Source organism: Acidovorax sp. JG5 (assembly GCF_017939685.1).
Taxonomy (GTDB): domain Bacteria; phylum Pseudomonadota; class Gammaproteobacteria; order Burkholderiales; family Burkholderiaceae_C; genus Acidovorax.
Window position 1 is genome coordinate 1 of the sequence record NZ_JAGKSE010000002.1, and the last position, 17,694, is coordinate 17,694.

16 protein-coding genes and 1 pseudogene are annotated in these 17,694 nt (G+C 57.5%); 11 read left to right on the top strand and 6 right to left on the bottom strand.

Annotated features, from left to right (window positions below; genetic code table 11):
* The 3 genes from J8G26_RS02415 to J8G26_RS02425 form a co-directional block, all read left to right on the top strand.
* Nucleotides 1–472 (top strand): GNAT family N-acetyltransferase (locus J8G26_RS02415; protein WP_210567812.1); only part of this gene is annotated, 472 nt, incomplete at its 5' end.
* A 109-nt stretch (nt 473–581) separates the two neighbouring features.
* Entirely contained in the window at nt 582–1,076 is a 495-nt protein-coding gene (locus J8G26_RS02420; protein WP_210567813.1) for an acyltransferase family protein, read from the top strand.
* Between the two features lie 21 nt (nt 1,077–1,097).
* Nucleotides 1,098–1,679 (top strand): hypothetical protein, encoded by a 582-nt coding sequence (locus J8G26_RS02425; RefSeq protein ID WP_210567814.1) that lies wholly within the window; start codon nt 1,098–1,100, stop codon nt 1,677–1,679.
* 17 nt (nt 1,680–1,696) lie between these two features.
* On the opposite strand, the gene J8G26_RS02430 is transcribed toward J8G26_RS02425, so the two are convergent.
* The 3 genes from J8G26_RS02430 to J8G26_RS02440 are packed head-to-tail and all read right to left on the bottom strand — an operon-like array spanning nt 1,697 to nt 5,425.
* Nucleotides 1,697–2,872, bottom strand: coding sequence for a polysaccharide pyruvyl transferase family protein (locus J8G26_RS02430; protein WP_210567815.1), 1,176 nt, complete (start codon nt 2,870–2,872; stop codon nt 1,697–1,699).
* Between the two features lie 20 nt (nt 2,873–2,892).
* Nucleotides 2,893–3,972, bottom strand: a complete 1,080-nt coding sequence (locus tag J8G26_RS02435; protein ID WP_349238294.1) for a glycosyltransferase family A protein — start codon at nt 3,970–3,972, stop codon at nt 2,893–2,895.
* Between the two features lie 4 nt (nt 3,973–3,976).
* Nucleotides 3,977–5,425 carry an oligosaccharide flippase family protein gene (locus J8G26_RS02440; RefSeq protein WP_349238295.1) on the bottom strand — a complete coding sequence of 483 codons (1,449 nt, stop codon included), beginning with the start codon at nt 5,423–5,425 and terminating at the stop codon, nt 3,977–3,979.
* Nucleotides 5,426–5,734: 309 nt separating this feature from the next.
* Here J8G26_RS02440 and J8G26_RS02445 point away from each other — a divergent pair, with 309 nt between their 5' ends.
* Both J8G26_RS02445 and J8G26_RS02450 read left to right on the top strand, forming a co-directional pair.
* Complete coding sequence (locus J8G26_RS02445; protein WP_143218341.1) at nt 5,735–6,604, top strand: hypothetical protein; 870 nt, start codon at nt 5,735–5,737, stop codon at nt 6,602–6,604.
* The gene (locus J8G26_RS02450) at nt 6,601–7,545 is read left to right on the top strand and encodes a glycosyltransferase family 2 protein (RefSeq protein ID WP_087747829.1); all 945 of its coding nucleotides are present in this window, start codon (nt 6,601–6,603) and stop codon (nt 7,543–7,545) included. Before J8G26_RS02445 ends, J8G26_RS02450 begins: the two co-directional genes overlap by 4 nt.
* Nucleotides 7,546–7,550: 5 nt before the next feature.
* On the opposite strand, the gene J8G26_RS02455 is transcribed toward J8G26_RS02450, so the two are convergent.
* Nucleotides 7,551–9,485 carry a hypothetical protein gene (locus tag J8G26_RS02455; protein ID WP_349238296.1) on the bottom strand — a complete coding sequence of 645 codons (1,935 nt, stop codon included), beginning with the start codon at nt 9,483–9,485 and terminating at the stop codon, nt 7,551–7,553.
* Nucleotides 9,486–9,520: 35 nt separating this feature from the next.
* Here J8G26_RS02455 and J8G26_RS02460 point away from each other — a divergent pair, with 35 nt between their 5' ends.
* The 5 genes from J8G26_RS02460 to J8G26_RS02480 all read left to right on the top strand — a co-directional run bounded on the left by J8G26_RS02460 (nt 9,521) and on the right by J8G26_RS02480 (nt 14,995).
* Complete coding sequence (locus J8G26_RS02460; RefSeq protein WP_210567816.1) at nt 9,521–9,658, top strand: hypothetical protein; 138 nt, start codon at nt 9,521–9,523, stop codon at nt 9,656–9,658.
* A gap of 893 nt (nt 9,659–10,551) precedes the next feature.
* Nucleotides 10,552–12,069: a UbiA family prenyltransferase gene (locus J8G26_RS02465; RefSeq protein ID WP_349238297.1), complete on the top strand. Its 1,518-nt coding sequence runs from the start codon at nt 10,552–10,554 to the stop codon at nt 12,067–12,069.
* Entirely contained in the window at nt 12,066–12,431 is a 366-nt protein-coding gene (locus J8G26_RS02470) for a hypothetical protein (RefSeq protein WP_087747827.1), read from the top strand. The genes J8G26_RS02465 and J8G26_RS02470 overlap by 4 nt, the downstream gene beginning before the upstream one ends.
* A 208-nt stretch (nt 12,432–12,639) precedes the next feature.
* A complete protein-coding gene (locus J8G26_RS02475; protein ID WP_087747826.1) occupies nt 12,640–13,962 on the top strand; it encodes a UDP-glucose/GDP-mannose dehydrogenase family protein in 1,323 nt (440 codons plus the stop codon).
* A gap of 22 nt (nt 13,963–13,984) precedes the next feature.
* Complete coding sequence (locus J8G26_RS02480) at nt 13,985–14,995, top strand: GNAT family N-acetyltransferase (RefSeq protein ID WP_232476429.1); 1,011 nt, start codon at nt 13,985–13,987, stop codon at nt 14,993–14,995.
* A gap of 128 nt (nt 14,996–15,123) precedes the next feature.
* On the opposite strand, the gene J8G26_RS02485 is transcribed toward J8G26_RS02480, so the two are convergent.
* Complete coding sequence (locus J8G26_RS02485) at nt 15,124–15,804, bottom strand: PEP-CTERM sorting domain-containing protein (protein WP_157667141.1); 681 nt, start codon at nt 15,802–15,804, stop codon at nt 15,124–15,126.
* A gap of 198 nt (nt 15,805–16,002) precedes the next feature.
* Between J8G26_RS02485 and J8G26_RS02490 the strand changes: the two are divergent.
* Nucleotides 16,003–16,209: pseudogene (locus J8G26_RS02490) on the top strand (UDP binding domain-containing protein); the annotation flags it as partial.
* 698 nt (nt 16,210–16,907) lie between these two features.
* On the opposite strand, the gene J8G26_RS02495 reads toward J8G26_RS02490, so the two are convergent.
* Nucleotides 16,908–17,660 carry a DUF1194 domain-containing protein gene (locus J8G26_RS02495; RefSeq protein ID WP_210567817.1) on the bottom strand — a complete coding sequence of 251 codons (753 nt, stop codon included), beginning with the start codon at nt 17,658–17,660 and terminating at the stop codon, nt 16,908–16,910.
* Between the last annotated feature and the right edge of the window lie 34 nt (nt 17,661–17,694).

The window sequence follows — 17,694 nt, forward strand, 5'->3', positions numbered from 1 at the left end:
ATTGGAGTTGGCTCAAAATGTTCTGCTGCCCAGACTCCTAGGTCAATATTCGCGGACAGGTATGCACGGGTCTGCGCTGTTTCGCGAGAGCATCAAAGAGTTCCTGAGAGCCCTGGCCTCAAAAAAAACGGCTGAGTTTTCCGCGCCGTTGAACGTCCTTTATTGCGGCGATCAGCTTATCGCGGCTCACCTAGGGCTTCTCGGTTCCGGAAGATTGCATTACTGGTTTCCCGTCTATGAACCAACATACGCGAAATACTCGCCAGGAAAAATTCTGCTGTCTGAGGTGATGAAGCACTGTAGTTCGTTAGGCGGTGACGTGATCGACTTCGGCGAAGGTCACGCAGACTACAAAGAGGCCGCCGCCTGCGAGACGCACGAGCTGGCTAAGGTGGTGATGGCGCCGGGCGTGCGGGGGGCTTTGTCCATGCTGCCGCTTCGATGGGCGTGGCGGAAGGGGCTGCAAAATTAAACTAACGTCCTTCGTAAAATATCGGCGATGGACGCTAATTCGTTGTCGGAAGGTGCTATTTTTTCTGCCTGATTGAGCTGCATTAAATAATCTGACCCAGGGAGTTTAAATGCACGCTGATGTAAAAATTCCAACATCGAAGCGTCTTGAGTTGCTCGACTCTGCGCGATTCTTGGCTGTGTTGATGGTGATGATGTTTCATTACACGTTCAACGGAATTGTGAACGGGAAAATCACCTCCATCGGACAAGAGATTTGGGTGGTCGACTTCACCAAGTATGGCTACTTGGGTGTTGAGCTGTTTTTCATGATCAGCGGGTATGTAATATTTTTCTCTGCGCAGTCTGGCAGCGCGTCGAAATTTGCGGTTAGTCGCGCTGTGAGGCTTTTTCCAGCTTACTGGCTTGCCGTTTTATTTACCTCATTTTTTGCGATCAGCTGGGGCGGTGACTTAATGTCAGTGACCCCAATGATGGTGCTTGCCAACTTAACAATGCTCCAGTCATTTCTTGGTGTCAACGACGTGGATGGATTTTACTGGACTTTAGCGTATGAGATCAGATTTTATGTCGCGGTCTTTGTCGTTCTTTTGGTGGGGTGGTAAAAGCATTTGCGTAAAATTTTCATGTGCTGGCCAATATTTTTTTGCATTGCTCTCTTTTTGGGTCAGAACCACCGAACTTATGCGGGTGGTTACTACTACTACTTTTGTGCAGGAGCACTGTTCGCTGTGCTGAAGGAGAGATTTGACTGGCGGGTCGTGGTGAGCTTGCTGATTACTTTTGTCTTGTGCATCACCTATTCTTCTGGCAAAGCAGCAGAAATCACGCTCGCCAAGGGTAGCGCCTACAGTGCAGCTGTCATCGGAGTACTTGTGTCATCCTTCTTCTTTTTGTTTTTTCTTCAAAATGCCAAGGCAATACAGCAAGCGAGGATTCCGCATTCAAAGATTTTTGGATCGCTAACTTATCCAATATATCTTGTCCATGCGCACTTTGGATACATTTTTCTTAATCAATTTGCGAGCGATGGCAACAAATTTTTCGCCTACCCGCTTGTGATTATTGTTGTCCTAGCTGTTGCATATTTCATCAACTCATTTTTCGAGGTTCGCTTGGCGGTGTTTTGGCGAGATATTTTTAACTCTACTCATCGGTCGGATGACCGATGCGGTGCAGGAAAAGTTGAAAAGTTTTATATCCCTTAGTGTTCCTCGTTGATAATTTAGGGGGCGATGCTTTTGAGTGTCCGCAAGTAACTTGCCAGAAGTTCTTGTCGTTGTGTTTTAATCTTCGTCCGCTCGCGTGCTGAATTTTGGAGAAGTTCAAATGATTTCTGTAGCAGCACGCCGAGATTGATTGGATTGGCTCTCAGGCAGTACTCGCCCCGCTTCATCAGCTCGAAGAAGCCGAAGTGCTTTTCGTCGTACGCCAGGCCTATGCAGGGTGTGCCGGCCGCGGTGGCGATAATGCAGGAGTGCAGCATGCCGCCGATGTGCAGGTCCATCTTGGCGTACTCGTCGGGCAGCTCGGCGGCATCTGTGTTGACCATCGCGATGGAAAGCCCTTGGTCCCGGATGAGGGCGGCGATCAGCACTTCTGAGTCGTAATGCACGAAGTAGGTGAACTCGCAGTCCGTGGCCTGCTGGAGCTTCTTCAAGGTCGCGACAAATTCCTTGAGGTACTTTTTGATCCACTCCGTGGGTTCATGCCCGTGAAAAGGAATGTTGATGCCGATTCTGGGTTTGGCGCTCTTGCAGTCTTCCGGGTGGACGGGTGAGCGGGTTTCCAGGAACAGGGCGGGGTCACCAATCACGGCGATGTCCTGGCCGGTGTAGTTGGCCAGGAATTTTCGCGTGTTCTCGTCGCGCACCGTGAGGGTTGCGGCCCGGGTGAGGAGTCGCCGGAGCAGGTCCACCGATTCCTTTGGCAGCCGCGATTCATTGGACGGCCGCCAATCGAGCAGGTAGTTGTAGCCCACGCCCAGAAAGTGCAGTTCTGCACCGGACTGCTCGATGGCTTGCAGGTCTTGGTGCAGGCGCCTGGGAAAGACGCCCTCAGGATTGGGAAAAAAATACCCGCTGCCGCATACCAACACCTTGTCGTCGCTGCTGAGGCCGCTGGAGCCCAAGTCCTCCCAGTTGACGGTCACGATGTTGCCCTGGGGTTTGAGCTTTTTCAGTTGTTGGGCGGTGGCCACGATGATCGAGTGATCGCCGCGGTTGTAGGTGTACGAGGCTGTGTAATTTCTATAGTTCAGTTTGGCCGTGTATCCCAGGCGAAATGCGATCCGGTCGAGGATCGTTTTTATCCACGTCTTGGTGTCCGACGCCGACTGAATGGGTTTGTTGGCGACGGCACCATAAAGAACGTAGCGTGCACTTTCTTGGGATGCATTCATTTTTGTTGTTGATTCTGGTTCTAATGGGATCGGTTCAGCGCGAGATCGATGATTTTCTTGATGGCTGGGTTTGAAATGGCTAGGTAAAGAATGGACCTGAATCGTCGGTGCTCACCCGATAGAGATTGTTGGAAATGCCGTCTCGCCACCGCCAGATCGCCATGCCAGAAATGGGAATAGGCATGGTCAAAGTGGGTGATGGCCACCCGCTTCTTGAAGGCGTCTGATGAGGCCTGGTTGCCGTGTTGGTCGTTCAAGCCCCATCGCATAGTCGCCATCTTCAGGAGGATGGAGAGCTGGTTGTCCTCGCTCAGCTTGTGCATGGCGCTGGCGGAGTGAATGCGGTAGAGCGCGACATTGCCCTCCAATGAATGCATCTGGGCAATGCGGGAAGCCTTGAGCCAGAAATCGTAGTCCTCGCCCTGCCGCATGGCCTCGTTGAAACCACCGATTGCTTCGTACACCGACCGTCGCACCACGGCGGTGTTCATGCCCACCAGCAAGCCATCGAGCAGCCTCGTGTACAGCCACCCCGACCGTTCGGGCTCTGCCGTCGTGAGGTGACTCGCGTCTTGTATCAGCGAACTGGCCGGCGCAAACCCGCCCTCAGGCAGGGCATGCCACCGAATGAACTTGCCAAAGACGACGCCTACATCCGGGTGCTCGTCAAAGTACCTGACCTGCGCCTGCAGTTTGCCGGGAAACCAGACGTCGTCGGCATCGAGAAAGGCGATCAACTCGCCACGCGACTGGGCCATGCCTGCATTGCGCGCCCGCGAAACGCCAGTGCCCGTCAGATGAATCACCCGTATGCGTTCGTCCTGGAGGGCGTATCTGTCGTAGTCGTCATCGGTGGAGCCGTCGTCGATCAGCAGCAACTCAAGGTCGGTGAACGATTGTTGCAGCACGCTGTCCAGGGCTTCCTGCAGGTAGTCCTTGCCATTGCGCACCGGGATGACGACGGAGACTCGTGGGTTGCTCATGGCTGCCTTGAGGGTATGGGCGACGGCATCATTTCTGTAAACCTTGTACTCCGTGCGATCGGGGCGGCCTAATGCTGCAAAGCGTTTGAGTGCAACCTGTTCCACGTAGAGCGGCACGGCGTCATGTCTTCTGCCTGTGCTGTAACAGGGTTTTCTGCATTCGCTTTAACTCGTCGGCCATGGGCAGCGAAAGCAGGAAGCAGCCAGCCAGGAATGCAGCCGCTGCACCAACACCCGTTATCAATATAGCCGCCCACGGGGCCAGGCCGAGGGGCAACGCACCGCGGATGCCCAGGCAAACGCCTCCCACCAGCAGTGCGTGCGCCAGCACAGGCAAGGTGCTCCGGGTCCATGTGGCCCATCCCAGGTTCAGGTGCCGCTCATGAATCCACAAGTTGTACGGCACGCTCAGCAACTGACCAAGCGCCATGGCCAGGGCGAAGGTGCCCAGGGTGCCGTCCATCAGCCACGCAGCGCACGCCACCTTGGTCACCACCAACAAGGCGTTGGGCCCGATAGCGGCACAAGGCTTGCCCACGCCGGTAAGGGCCGGGGCGCTGAGCGTAAACAAGCTGTTGATTGCATAGGCCAGGCACAGCCACGGGATGGCGGGCACGGCCTGCAGCCACGCGTTGCCATACAGCAAACTCACGATGTCGTGCGCCAGCACTGCAATGGCGGCGAGTGCGGGCAGTATCAGCGCATTGATCAGCGATGTGGCTCGAAGGTATTCCCCGGCCACTGGTCCGTTGGCGTGGTGCACCTTGGCCATGTAGGGCAAGGCGAAGTAGTTGACTGTGGGCAGGAGGGCTGTGCTCACCATGTTCACGGTAGAGTTGGCGCGGCTGAACAGGCCCACTGCGGTGGGTGTCATCCACCGGCCGAGCAATATGTCGGGCAGGGCGCTGTCGGCGGCCTTCAACAGGGCCGTCAGCAGGTTGCCCAGGCCGAAGTGCACGATGCCCTTGAGTTGGTGGAAGGCCGGCAACCAGGGCAGGGGGCGGGCTACCGCCCAGCGGGCCATGGCCCCGGTGACGAGGATGTTGATCAGGTTGGCCCAGGCCATGGTCATAGGGCCAAACCCATCCAGGGCCAGTCCCACCGAGGCTCCGAAATACACCACGGTGGTCACCGCGGTGATGCGTGCCGACTTCTCCACGGCCATCTCGCGCGAAATGATGGCCATGGGAATGGCCCCAAAGGGAATGAACACAAAGCCCAGGGCCAGCACCTGCACTACGGGCACAACCCGCGCTTCGTGGAAGAAGTACGCCCAGTACGGTGCACTCAGGTACATGGCCGCCGCCACGCTCCAGGAGGTGACCAGCAGCACGCCGAGCGCGTTGCGCAGGCTCTCGGGGGTCAGTTCCTTCTCGCGCCGGATGAACGCAGTGACGCCGAAGTCGCGAAACACATGGGCCACCGTCATGAGCACAGCGCTCATGGAAAAAATGCCGATGTCTTGTGGGCTGAGCAGGCGTGCCAGCACGATGGTCAGTACAAAGTTGGCCACCAGGGCCAGGTTGCTGACGATGAATTGCAGGGCGACTTTTTGGCGAACCGAGGACACGTGGACAGTTTCCAAAGACCAGATGGGCCACCTGAGCGATGCTCAGGCAGCGAATGCTACAGGGTTAGTCTTGGCGCACACATCTTTTCCTGAGCCGATCGGTTTTGTCGCGAGAAAAATAGCGCACTCCACTTGCTTACTAGTTAAAGTGGCTCTCGTGCTCAAGACAACCTTTGTTGGGGCTGCCTCACGAGACTCGTGCAAGGCTGACTCTGTCAAGGTTGACCCAGTTATTTAGTGCATCACACGCAGTGGCCTGTGCCACTTGGTTTGCGAGCGGGATGCGCTGACTCAACGCTAGGCAAGAAGATGGACAAACGGTCTACTGAATACCGACGAGGAATGGGCAACTGGGAGGCTTGGGGCGACGACGTTGCACCCATCTTTCGTGCCGCCGAAAAATGGGCGACGGCATTGTCGGGGGTGCAACGCCCGTGGCTCTGTTGGAACGTCGACTCGGACTGGTGTCTTTTGCAGCAGAGATTGGTGAAGAACGCTGGATGGACCCCAGTGGTGGGGTTTGACCCGAGGGTGGGGGTGCCAGAGCATGTGGTGCCGGGCGCGGTGGTGGTTGATTTCAACGCCGATCTGCAGTTGCCGGTGCTGTACCCGCACTTTCCCCTGGAGTTCGCCTTTTTGTTTGTGGACCGCATTGCTTTTTGGCACTCAGATCTCTTGCTGCCAGAGTTCAAGATGCGTGAGATGGCCAAGCTGTTCGCTGATCTTCCCGATGGCGCCACTGTGGCTGTCAGCACTGCTGGGTGGCGCGACCTCTTTTTCCTGAGCCACCGCCGTTATTGGGAGTTGATCGGTTGCACCACGCGTTCAGCTAGCCGTGATCAATACGAGAGGGGTTGTGGTTGGTGGCTCAATTTCCAGTCTCACCGAAATCGCTCGGTCAACTCAGATGATCCGCAGCTTTCTGATTACTACTGGGATCATGGAACCGGTATTTATTACTGGAAACGGCGCTATGGTGGCAAGGTCTTGGCTGTGAAGGAAAATGAATTTAGTGCAGGGCATTTTTCTCAGATCAAATTTGAAGGATACAAGCGGATATCTCCAAATAATGAGTTTCGTGATTTGTCTCGTGATTTGAATGGAAATTTTGAACTAAAAGCTTGTGCACAAAAAGTTGGCGTCGCACACTTGCTTGATGGTGTTGGAGTGATTAAATGAGTGTTCGGGTCTCTGTCGTCATTCCCACCTTCAATCGATCTGATGATATTGCTGCTCTGTTGATGGATATATCTGCTCAGAGTGAAAAAGACATAGAGGTTGTGGCTGTTGATGATGGTTCGGACGAGTCCCATCTTTTGCATTATCAGGAGTTGATGCGCAAACATGGCGAGCGTTTTCGCTTCATAGAGAAAGACCCCTCTGACAAAAGCAAGGGGCCGGGTGCTGCCAGAAACCGTGGAATGGTTGCTTCTCAAGGAAGATTCATTGCCTTTTGTGATGACGACGATCGCTGGATCAGAACAGATCACTTGGAAATTGCTTGCGATAGCATGGACGCATCCGGTGCTGATATGTTTTGGGCAGACCTGCAGACCCATCATGGTGACGAGGTGCTGAACCAAGGTATGTATGGAAGCTTCTCGATGCTAAGACGGCGGAGGGCTCCCGGTTTTCAAGATATATTTGAAGTGGATCACAATGCGCTGAGTCAATTTTTGAGGCACAGAATTATTTCCTGTGACTCGTTGGTTGTGAAGAAGGCATTGGTCGATGTATCTGGCCACTACTGGGAGCACCTTCGGTTTGCGGAGGACCACGATTTCTGTTTTCGCGTGGCAGACGCGTCCCGTAAAGCTTTGTATCGAAACGTGCCGACTGCCTCTGCTAATGTGAGCCAGCACGTGAGTGTGGCGCGATCGATTGATGCGCGCGATCGCTTGTTGTACGGGATCATGGCATTGAACCATGCTGAGGCGGTTTTGAGTGATGAGCGTCTGATAGCAACGGCTCGAGCAAATCGGAGTTGGAAGCTTTTGGAATTATCGGAAATTATGGCGTCGTCAAAAAACAAAGGCGCCGCGAGGCGCCTTGTTTGGGAAAGCTTTTTTGTTAAGCCTTCGCTTGCAGGAATGGCCCGGTGCTTGCGGACCATTTGGTAGTTTATTTATCGGGGAACGATTGCCCAGGTCGGATCGGCAGCCATAGTTGAATCCATGCCGCTGGTCAGTTGTTTCCACCTCGTGTAGGCCGAAGAGGCATTGATCACTCCTGCGTTGGTTGCAGCGCCAAGCATCCCCCTTGAGTAAGCTGCATAGCCATCCGCCGCATTGGGGGAACCCATGATGGCGAGATCTGAACTGCAGGTGACGCCTGGCCAGTTCCGCTGGAACAATTGTGCCCAGCTGTTGATTGTTTGGTTGTTGCTATCGAGGTCGTAGACGTCATACGCCGGGGCATAAGCGGTGCAATAACCCTCGCTCTGTTTGTTGAAGCGCTCGACCGTGAACCGCGTTATCCAGTTCAAGTAGGTCGCTGCATTGGGAACTTCATTCTCGACGAGTTGCGAAAGAACAATTGTGACAAAGTCATTCTGCCAAGGGCTCGTGACGTATGGTGCGCTTGTCTGCGGCATCATTCCCATGGGAGGAGCTTCTGGGCTTTGCGCGGCGTTTGGATAGTTCTGAACCAACCAGTCGACGTTGTATTGCAGCAGGTTGGAAAAATAGCCCCGCAGAGGGTGATTGTCGGGCGTAGCTCGTGTCGCCTCTCCTAGTGATCGAATACCCCAGGCGCGGCCTCTTACCTGCTCACTGTAAAAAATCCCTTTCTCCATCATCCGGTAACCGGGATTGCGAGCGGCCACATTCCAAGTTGCCCAGAACTGAATTTCGTCGAGATAAAAGGCATCACCGGTGATTAAGTAAGGTACGTATGCGAAAGATGCTTGGTGCGGCGTATCCGGCGTCCAAATGGTCGTTCCATTGACGACGGCGGGCAGCAAGGGCTCCGATGGTCCTTCGGTTGACAAGTTTACCTTCGGATATTTGCTGATTTCGATCGGGTTTTTTGTGCCTTCATCCCGATAGTGAGTGGGAGCCGCGGCTGCTGCGTCAGCATTGGCTAGCATGACTTCTCGTAGTCGCGAATCTTGATTCAAGAGGTACATCGCCGTCCATTGCGGGTAAGGACCAATTTCCATTCGTCCACCTGTCGTCGGGAAATAAGCCGTGAGCATCAGATTGGCCATCGGGCCTAAACTGGCTTGCTCAGCGCGGCGCTGTGTCAGGAGCGAATATTGCCTTTCTATGGCTGAGTCGGGAATAGTCAGACCCAAGTCGTAATTCCACACCGCCTTGCTCGCCATGAAGTAAGGCATGTTGTGCCGCACCCGGGCCTGCGGCTCGGCCGACGAACCCGTCCACAACACCTTGTGCCACCGCGCATGGTGGTAGTGGGTGAACTTGGGTTGGGTGTAGATGGTGCTGCCGTTGCGCTTCACAGCGAACGAATACGTGATGTTGCCGGGGTTGGCCGTCCAGGTGCGGGTGTTTTCCATCACCACGTCGGTGCGGATGCGCTGGCCGTTGTCCACCAGGCGGGTGTGCAGCCGGGCGCTCAGGTGCGGGTGCGGGGCGCCGGTGGCCTTGTCCTTCAAGGGCAGGGCCACGGTGTACTCGGTGGCCACGGCGCCAGCCAGGCGGCGCCCGGTGTTGTTGGCGATTTGCGTGGCCAGTTGGGTTTGGGGTTGTGCCACCAGCGTGGAGGTCACATTGCCGTTGGCGTCATACACCTGGGCTTCGAGTTCCAGGTTCCAGTCAGGGGCTGCGGGCACGCTGGGGGTGCTGCTGGTTTTGGCGCCTGGGAAGATGTTGATGATGCGTGCTTCGCCCGGCTGGACGTTGCTCAACTGGGCGCTGAGCACGGCGAAACGGGCGGAGCCGTCGCGGTGCGACGAGATCTCGTCGGTCTGCAGGGGAATGGTTGCTCCGCCTACCTGTGCCACAAGGCCTTGCGTTGTGTGCAACCAGTCGCCCGCCTTGAAGGGTTGACCAAAGGTGACTGGCAGGCTGGCCTGCGCCTGAGAACTGGTGGATGCCACCTCGACGCAGGTGATGGCACCGGCAGCGCAGCTGAATGGGGCTTTGGCAATCGGGGCCGGGGCCGGTGGTAGGGCTGGAGCTGGAGCTGGAGCTGGAGCTGGAGCTGGAGCTGGAGCTGGAGCTGGAGCTGGAGCTGGAGCTGGAGCTGGAACGATGCCCGGGGTTGAAATAATGCCCGGCGTTGCTGCAACTTGGGTGGACGTTGAAGACGATGGGCGCTGCCGTTGTCGCTGCAGTTCCAGTGCGGATTCTGACGCTTGCGCGGACTCGACTCCGACTGCAGCGCTGTCGCTGCCCCCCCCCGCACGCGGACAGGGTTACTAAAAGGAGCAGGCTTGTAATTCCGTTGCGACAATCGTGTCTGATTGTGGTGGGATGAGTGGGCTCGGTGATCATGTGAATTGGATCGTTCAATTGGAGGTTTTGCAGGAGTGGCGGCATAAGGTTTATGCCTATGCAGGGTGACGCCATGGAACCAGGTCGAAATGGCGGCGCGCCAGCAATAACTGGGTCGCGCAACATGTGGGGTTTGCGGGTATTGGTTACCGAAAATGCTCGTTTCGGCCTGCAGCAGACGATCGATTGTCCGAGAGGGTGCGATCTCAGACGAAACTGGTTGTCACAGCCAGAAATCGAGTTTTGCCTTGTTTTAGACTGTGGATGGGTGCTGTTCGAAGAACTTGAAAGAACCTTGAGCGCATGATGCCCAAAGCGAAAAACGTGTAGCACTCAACCCAGGTTAGGTGTGCGATTGGGTTGAATAAGTCAGCTAAAAAATCGCCATCTGCTTTAACAATGCTGCTACTGCATTTAACGCGGGCATACACGCCGAAAGATGGGTATGAACTGCCCCACTCGCCTGCAACATCTTCAAACATATTTGTGTTAACTGGCTTGTGCGGGCCCGCGACCGGCGCAAGTTTGAATCGCTGCCAATGGCACCCTGCCGTGCCGGTTGGCGTTGTCCGCATTGCAATTCGCTGGAATGCTATGATTTAAATAGCTTTCAGCGCTTTATTGACGTGCGTTTTAGCCCATTTTCTTTATGATCTGTGGGGCTGCAGCGTGCAGAAAGAAAGCGGGATTTTTCGGGATATCTGCTACAACTTGCCTCACACAGTGAAGGAGGGGCGGATGGGGGATACATCGAACATGCCGTTGGTCGTGGACTTGGACGGCACCCTCACGCCCACCGACACCTTGCAGGAGTCATTGGTCCGCCTGCTCAGGCATTCTCCGATGAGCCTCCTGTGCCTGCCGCTGTGGCTGATGCGGGGCCGGGCAGGGTTCAAGGAGGCCATCTCAAAGCGCGTCACCATTGACGCCCAAAAAATCCCCTATTGCGCACCGTTGCTGGCGTATCTCCATGAGGAAAAATCCAGGGGCCGCCAGATCGTCCTTGCCACGGCGGCGCATCACACGACCGCCGAGGAGGTGTCCAGGCACCTTGGCATTTTTGACAAGGTGCTTGCCACCCACGCTGGAAACAACCTGAAGGGCCTGGCGAAACTCAAGGCGATCCAGGAAAACGTGGGCGGGGCTTTTGTGTATGCGGGCGATTCCAAGGCTGACCTTCCCATCTGGAAGCAGGCCCGGGCGGCGATCCTGGTGGGTGTGGCGCAACGCACGGCGGCGCAGGTGCGGTGCGAGGTGCCGATTGAACGCGAATACCCGAAGCTGAGCAGTGGCGTGGCCGTGTGGCTGCGGGCATTGCGGGTGCACCAATGGATCAAGAACCTGTTGCTTTTCGTGCCTCTGCTCACCACGTTCGCATTTGCCGACATCAACAAGCTGGGCAGCGTAGTGCTGGCCTTCTTGGCTTTTTCCTTCGCTGCATCAGCGACCTATATCGTCAACGACCTGTGGGACCTCGAAAGCGACCGTGCTCACCCCCGCAAGCGTCTGCGCCCTTTTGCCTGTGGCGCGCTGCCGATCCTGCATGGGCTCCTTGTGGCGGGCGTGGTTCTGGGGCTGTCGCTTGGGGTAGCCAGCGCGGTATCGCACGGCTTTTTGGGGATGCTGGTGACCTACCTGGTGTTGACCAGCCTCTACAGCTGGGTGATCAAGGAATACGTGTTGATGGACGTGCTCATGTTGTCGCTGCTCTACACCATTCGCATACTGGCGGGCTCCGTGGTGATCGGTGTGGTCATCAGTTCCTGGCTGCTGGCGTTTTCGGCCTTCCTGTTTCTGAGTCTGGCGTTGGTCAAGCGCTGTGCCGAGCTGGTGTCGTTGAACGAGGTCGGCGCGGGTGCTACCCGGGGACGCGACTACAGGGTCAGCGACCTGGTGGTGCTTTGGCCGCTAGGTGTTGGCGCTGCGCTTTGTGCCGTGGTGGTGTTCGGCCTGTTCATCAGCGCCCCCGAGACCCAGGCACGTTACGCCACCCCGAAAATGCTGTGGCTGGTGGCTATTGGGCTGGTGTATTGGATGGCCCGCCTGTGGGTCAAGACTTCACGCGGCGAGATGCACGACGATCCGGTTGTCTATGCCATCAAAGATCGGGGCAGCCGCCTAACGGTGATCGCCATGATTGGTGCAGCCATGGCTGCTTATTTTGTTACTTTGGAGCTTCAGCCATGAACACCTTTGCGATTGCCCTGTTGAGCGTCGCGCTGTCGGTGGCTGCGCAGTTTGCGCTGAAAGCCGGCATGTCAGACCAGGGGGTGCGGGAAGCAATGGCCCAGCCATATTCGCTGGGCAATATCGCGTCGGTGATTGCCAACAAGTATGTCTTGGGGGGCTTTCTGCTCTATGCCCTGGGGGCGGTCGTCTGGCTGGGCGTGCTGTCGAAATGGGACGTGAGCAAGGCCTACCCGCTTGTCGGGCTGGGGTTTGCATTGACTGTGGTGGTGGGGCTCATGGCGGGCGAGCAGGTTTCGCCGCTGCGGGTGGGGGGTGTGGTGTTGATCTGCGCAGGGGTTTTTTTGGTTGCACGCTCCTGAAAAATTGGCTCCCGCGCTTTGATGGGGCGGCATTGCAGATTCAACTTCCATGGCAATTTTGCTTTGCTCTTTTGCCCACGTTGTACGTGCAACTTGGCAAGTTGTGGCAGCCTGGTGCACTGTTTGCACGAGTGCGTTCAACCTGATGCCGTGGCTATGATGCATTTGTTGCATTCCCAAGTGGTATGGCTTTTTTTAAACAGGTGTCATGAAAATTACAGTAATCGGGACAGGGTATGTGGGGCTGGTCAGCGGGGCTTGCCTGGCTGAAGTCGGCAACGATGTTCTGTGTTTGGACCTCGACCTCGAGAAGATTCGCGTTCTGGAGGCAGGTGGCATCCCTATTTTCGAACCCGGCCTGCAGGACATGGTGCAGCGCAATGTGGCGGCTGGGCGCCTGCACTTCACCACCGATGTGGCGCGCGCCGTGCAGCACGGCACCATCCAGTTCATTGCGGTGGGCACGCCGCCTGATGAAGACGGCTCGGCCGACATGCAATATGTGCTGGCGGCGGCGCGCAACATTGGCCGCCTCATGACCGATTACAAGGTGGTGGTGGACAAGAGCACGGTGCCGGTGGGCACGGCCGACCAGGTGCACGCAGCCATTGCCGACGAACTGCGCCAGCGCGGCGTGCAGACGCCTTTCGCGGTGGTGTCCAACCCCGAGTTCCTCAAGGAAGGCGCGGCGGTGGAAGATTTCATGCGCCCCGACCGCATCATCGTGGGCGCGTCCGACGAGCAAGCCATTTTGCTCATGCGCGCACTCTATGCGCCGTTCCAGCGCAACCGCGAGCGCCTGATCGTGACCGACGCGCGCAGTGCCGAACTGACCAAATACGCCGCCAACGCCATGCTGGCAACGCGCATCAGCTTCATGAACGAGCTGGCCAACCTGGCGGAAAAACTGGGTGCCGACATTGAAATGGTGCGCCAGGGCATGGGCTCAGACCCGCGCATTGGCTATCACTTCCTGTACCCGGGCTGCGGCTACGGCGGCTCATGTTTTCCCAAGGACGTGAAAGCCCTTATCAAAACCGCGTCCGGCGAAGATGACCTGGACCTAAAAGTGCTTATGGCTGTGGAAGCGGCCAATGAGGCGCAAAAACACGTGCTCGGCCGCAAGATCAAGCAACGCCTGGGCGACGATCTCACGGGCCGGCATTTTGCTGTGTGGGGCCTGGCGTTCAAACCCAACACCGATGACATGCGCGAAGCTCCCAGCCTGGATCTGGTGGCCGACCTGCTGGCCGCCGGTGCCACGGTCACCGCTTACGATCCGGTGGCCATGCCCGAAGCGCAACGCGTGCTGGGTAACGAGCCACGCGTTCGCTATGCGCAGGCGCTCAACGATGCGTTGGTGGGGGCGGACGCGCTGGTTATCGTGACCGAATGGAAAGAGTTCCGTAGCCCGGACTTTGACCTCATCAAGGCACGGCTCAAACAACCACTCATTGTGGATGGCCGCAACCTGTACGACCCTGCGCTGGTGCGGAGTCAGGGGTTTGACTATCTGGCCATTGGCCGCTGAGCGAAGCAGGCAGGGCGGCGGCATGCCCGGCGACGTGTTCGAGACAGAGGCCTGGTTTGCCAATCTGCTGGCCCATGGTTTCGAGCGGCCCCCCCATCAGCACCGGGCCTGGCAGCTGCCTGCCGCGCCGTGCGGCGAAGCAGCCCACTTTCACTTGATGCAGCAACGGCCTGGCGGCCCACTGCTCGCTTTGGGCAATTACTACAGCGGTCTTTATGGTCCCGTGGGCTCGGCCGAAGCGGTGCATGGACTCTCGGCAACGCAGTGGCACGCCGCAGCCGAGGCCTTGCGACAGCTGCCCGGCAGCGCCGTGCTGCGGCTGCAGCCGCTGGATGCCGCCAGCCACTGGCTGCCCGCGCTGGAGGCCGGTCTTCGCACCGCCGGCTATTGGACCAGCCGGTACTTCGCCTTTGGCAACTGGTGCCAGCCCGTGCCCGCTGGCGGGTTCGCCCTCTACTGGGCCGACCGGCCTTCAGTCCTGCGGCACAGCGTGGAGCGCGGCCGGCGCCGCTTGCAGAAAGCTGGCGCCTGGCGCATCGATATCGTGACCGCTGGTGCGCCCGCGGATGCCGTTGCGCTCGACACTGCGTTGGCGGCTTACCAGGCTGTCTATGCCCAGAGCTGGAAGCAGCCCGAGCCATGCTCGGATTTCATGCCAGCCCTTGTCCGCCTGGCAGCGCGCAAGGGCTGGCTGCGGCTGGGCGTGCTGTGGCTCAACGATCAACCCCTGGCCGCGCAGGTCTGGCTGGTCTTTGGCGCCAAGGCCAACATCTACAAGCTGGCTTACGTGAAGGGGCAAGACAGGCTGTCCGCCGGCTCCGTGCTTACGGCGGCGCTGATGCAGCACGCCATGGATGTGGACAAGGTGCAGGAGGTGGACTACCTCAGCGGCGACGACACCTACAAGGCCGACTGGATGGCCCTGCGGCGCGAGCGTGTCGGGCTGGTGGCGTTTGACCGCAAGCGCCTGTCCGGACTTTGGGGCGCCGGGCGGCATGCGCTGGGGCTCGCGAAAAAACGCCTCATGGATTGAGGGTGGTGGGGCCGGGTACCAAGCCCGTTGTGCTGAGCGAAACGGAAAGAAAAGAGGGGTGCTTGGCACCCCTCCTTTTGTCACGGACTGTCTTGCCAAGGGCACCGACTCCCTCCGCTTGGATGGCTTTACTTCGTTGCATTTTTCCGGCGGCTGGCACCCAGGCCCAGCAAGGCAATGCTCAGCAGTGCGAGGCTGGTCGGCTCGGGAACCTGAAAACTGCCGCCTTCCAGTGCCAACCGGATCACCAAGTCGTCGTGGTTGTCGTCACCGCTGGCGCCACCGTCATCCAGGAAGAGCCAGGCAACCTGGCCTGAGCTGGGTGTGCCATCAGCCAAGTTAGTGTCGAAGGCGTTGCCGAGTGTGACGAAAAAGTTGGGCACAGCCTGCGAAACATCGCCGTTGTTGGCACCGTTAAAAAGAGTCGGTGCCCCGTTCATGCCTGTGAAGAAAAAGTTGAGCAAGCCAGAGGCTACGTTGGTCAGGTTGCAAGTCGATCCGACTTGGGCGCCGCCGGCAAGGATTGTGTTTCCGCCAGCATGGGTAAACCCGCAGGCGCCAAAAGTGAAGGAGTTGCTGTAGGTGCCTTCGCCGCCGAAAAACTGCACAGAAATGTTGGCGGGCCCACCGAACAGGTAGAGGTCGGCGTTGAACCAGCCTTGAACGGGTCCACTGCCAATGGCCCCGAGGTAGTCGTTGGTAGCGGCTCCACCGGGAATAGATCCGACGAACGCTGCATTGGCTGGTGCGGCAGCCAGCGCGGCCACTGCCAGTGCGCCTGCTGTCAGGGCTTTGCTAAAGAACTTCATATCGTGCTCCTTGGGTTCAAAGGGTGCTACAGATGACCGCTGGATTGCGGTGTGCACTGAGAATGCATGTTGCATGCCAGCTTTGAAAATCCAATGAAATCAATGGTTTGCGATGAATTTTGTGCGGTGCAACGATCGGTGTGTAATAAATTTCGACGGTGTTTCCAAAGAGGGCGGCGCGTGCTGGGCGACGAGCCGCGTATCCGTTATGCGCAGTCCCCCAACGAGGCCCTGGTGGGGGCAGACGCGCTGGTCATCGTGACCGAATGGAAAGAGTTCCGCAGCCCGGACATTGACCTGATCAAGGCGCGGCTCAAGCAGCCGCTCATCGTGGACGGCCGCAACCTGTTCGACCCTGCGCTGGTGCGTGCCCAGGGGTTTGACTACTTGGCCATCGGCCGCTGAGCGACCAAGGCAGGGCGGCAGCATGTCCGGCGACCTGTTCGAGACCGAGGCCTGGTTTGCCAACCTGCTGGCCCATGGTTTCGAGTAGCCGCCCCATCAGCACCGGGCCTGGCAGCTGCCTTCAGCGCCGTGCGGCTAGGCAGCCCATTTTCATTTGATGCAGCAACGGCCTGGTGGCCCACTGGTCGCTCTGAGCAATTACTACAGCGGCCTTTATGGTCCCGTGGGCTCGGCTGAATCTGTCCACGAACTTTCGGCCCTGCAGTGGCAAGCGGCGGTAAAAGCCTTGCGGCGGCTACCCGGCAGCGCCGTGTTGCGGCTGCAACCGCTGGATGACGCCAGAAACTGGCTGCCCGCTCTGGAGGCCGGCCTTCGCACTGCCGGCTTTTGGACCAGCCGGTACTTTAGCGTCAGTGCCGCCAGTGGTCCAGCCCCGATGGCTTTCCAAAAAACTCTATTGAACGGTTGCTCGATTTGTCAAATCTTCTGACTCTCGAGGGTTTTTTCTCTGAGGGGAATCAAAAAAGGGTTTTCAAAGCACTTTCTTGATCAAAAAATGTCTTCAGGGATGCTTGGATATGCTGTAGCGCCATGAAATGGCGCGCCGCTTAGGGTGCGAGTGCCTGTGCTTGCAGCTTTGAATGAAGAAGGCGACCCGGAGGTCGCCTTCTTCATTCAAGAAAATGCACAACCGAGGCTCAATACGCGTTCCTGCGGCGGTTAAAGAACACCAACCCTGCCATGGCCAAGCCCAGAAGCGCCAGGGAACCTGGTTCTGGTACTTGCTGGATTTCGCGTCCGATCTTGTTGGTTACTGCGGTAGAAAAATCTGCAAAATCATCCACCCGAACCACGAAGCCGTTGGCACCGCCCTTGATGTTGGTGTTGTACCAAGCTTCGAGGGCCAGACCACCAATGGCCAGGCCGTTGATGGCGTCCACGCCCGCTGCAAGGGCGGCGTTGCGCGCAGTAGCAGTGTTAGCGCCGTCATTTTGCTCACCGTCACCCGAGACATCGATGACTTGTCTGGTTGAATCGAAGGTGTTCGAAAACATCCCAGTCACTGCATAGTTGATGGCGCTTCCTGGTGCAGTCGAACCGCCGAAGTTACGAGTGGCGCCGCTGATGGCCGCCGCGAAAGCTGAAGCACTAGCGGCATCCGTGATATGGGTCCACGCCACTTCGGTCGACTGTTGAGCGGCGCCTGACCATTCAATGTAAGTCACTGCAATGCCATTGGCGAAAGAAGCGATGGCGCTCTGTATGGTTGCATTGTTGAAAGCGTTGACATATCCCTGTTTTTGCAGGGCGTATTCGCCGGCATCGACGCTTCCAGAAACGTCCACCAACAGAGCCAGTTCAAGTGCCACAGGCACAGCCTGGGCGCCACTTGCGAAGCCGAGAGCACTTGCGGCTACGGTGAGGGATATCGCCAATTTTTTAAACAACATGATGACCTCCAGTTTGTTCAGATGGTTGATGCGT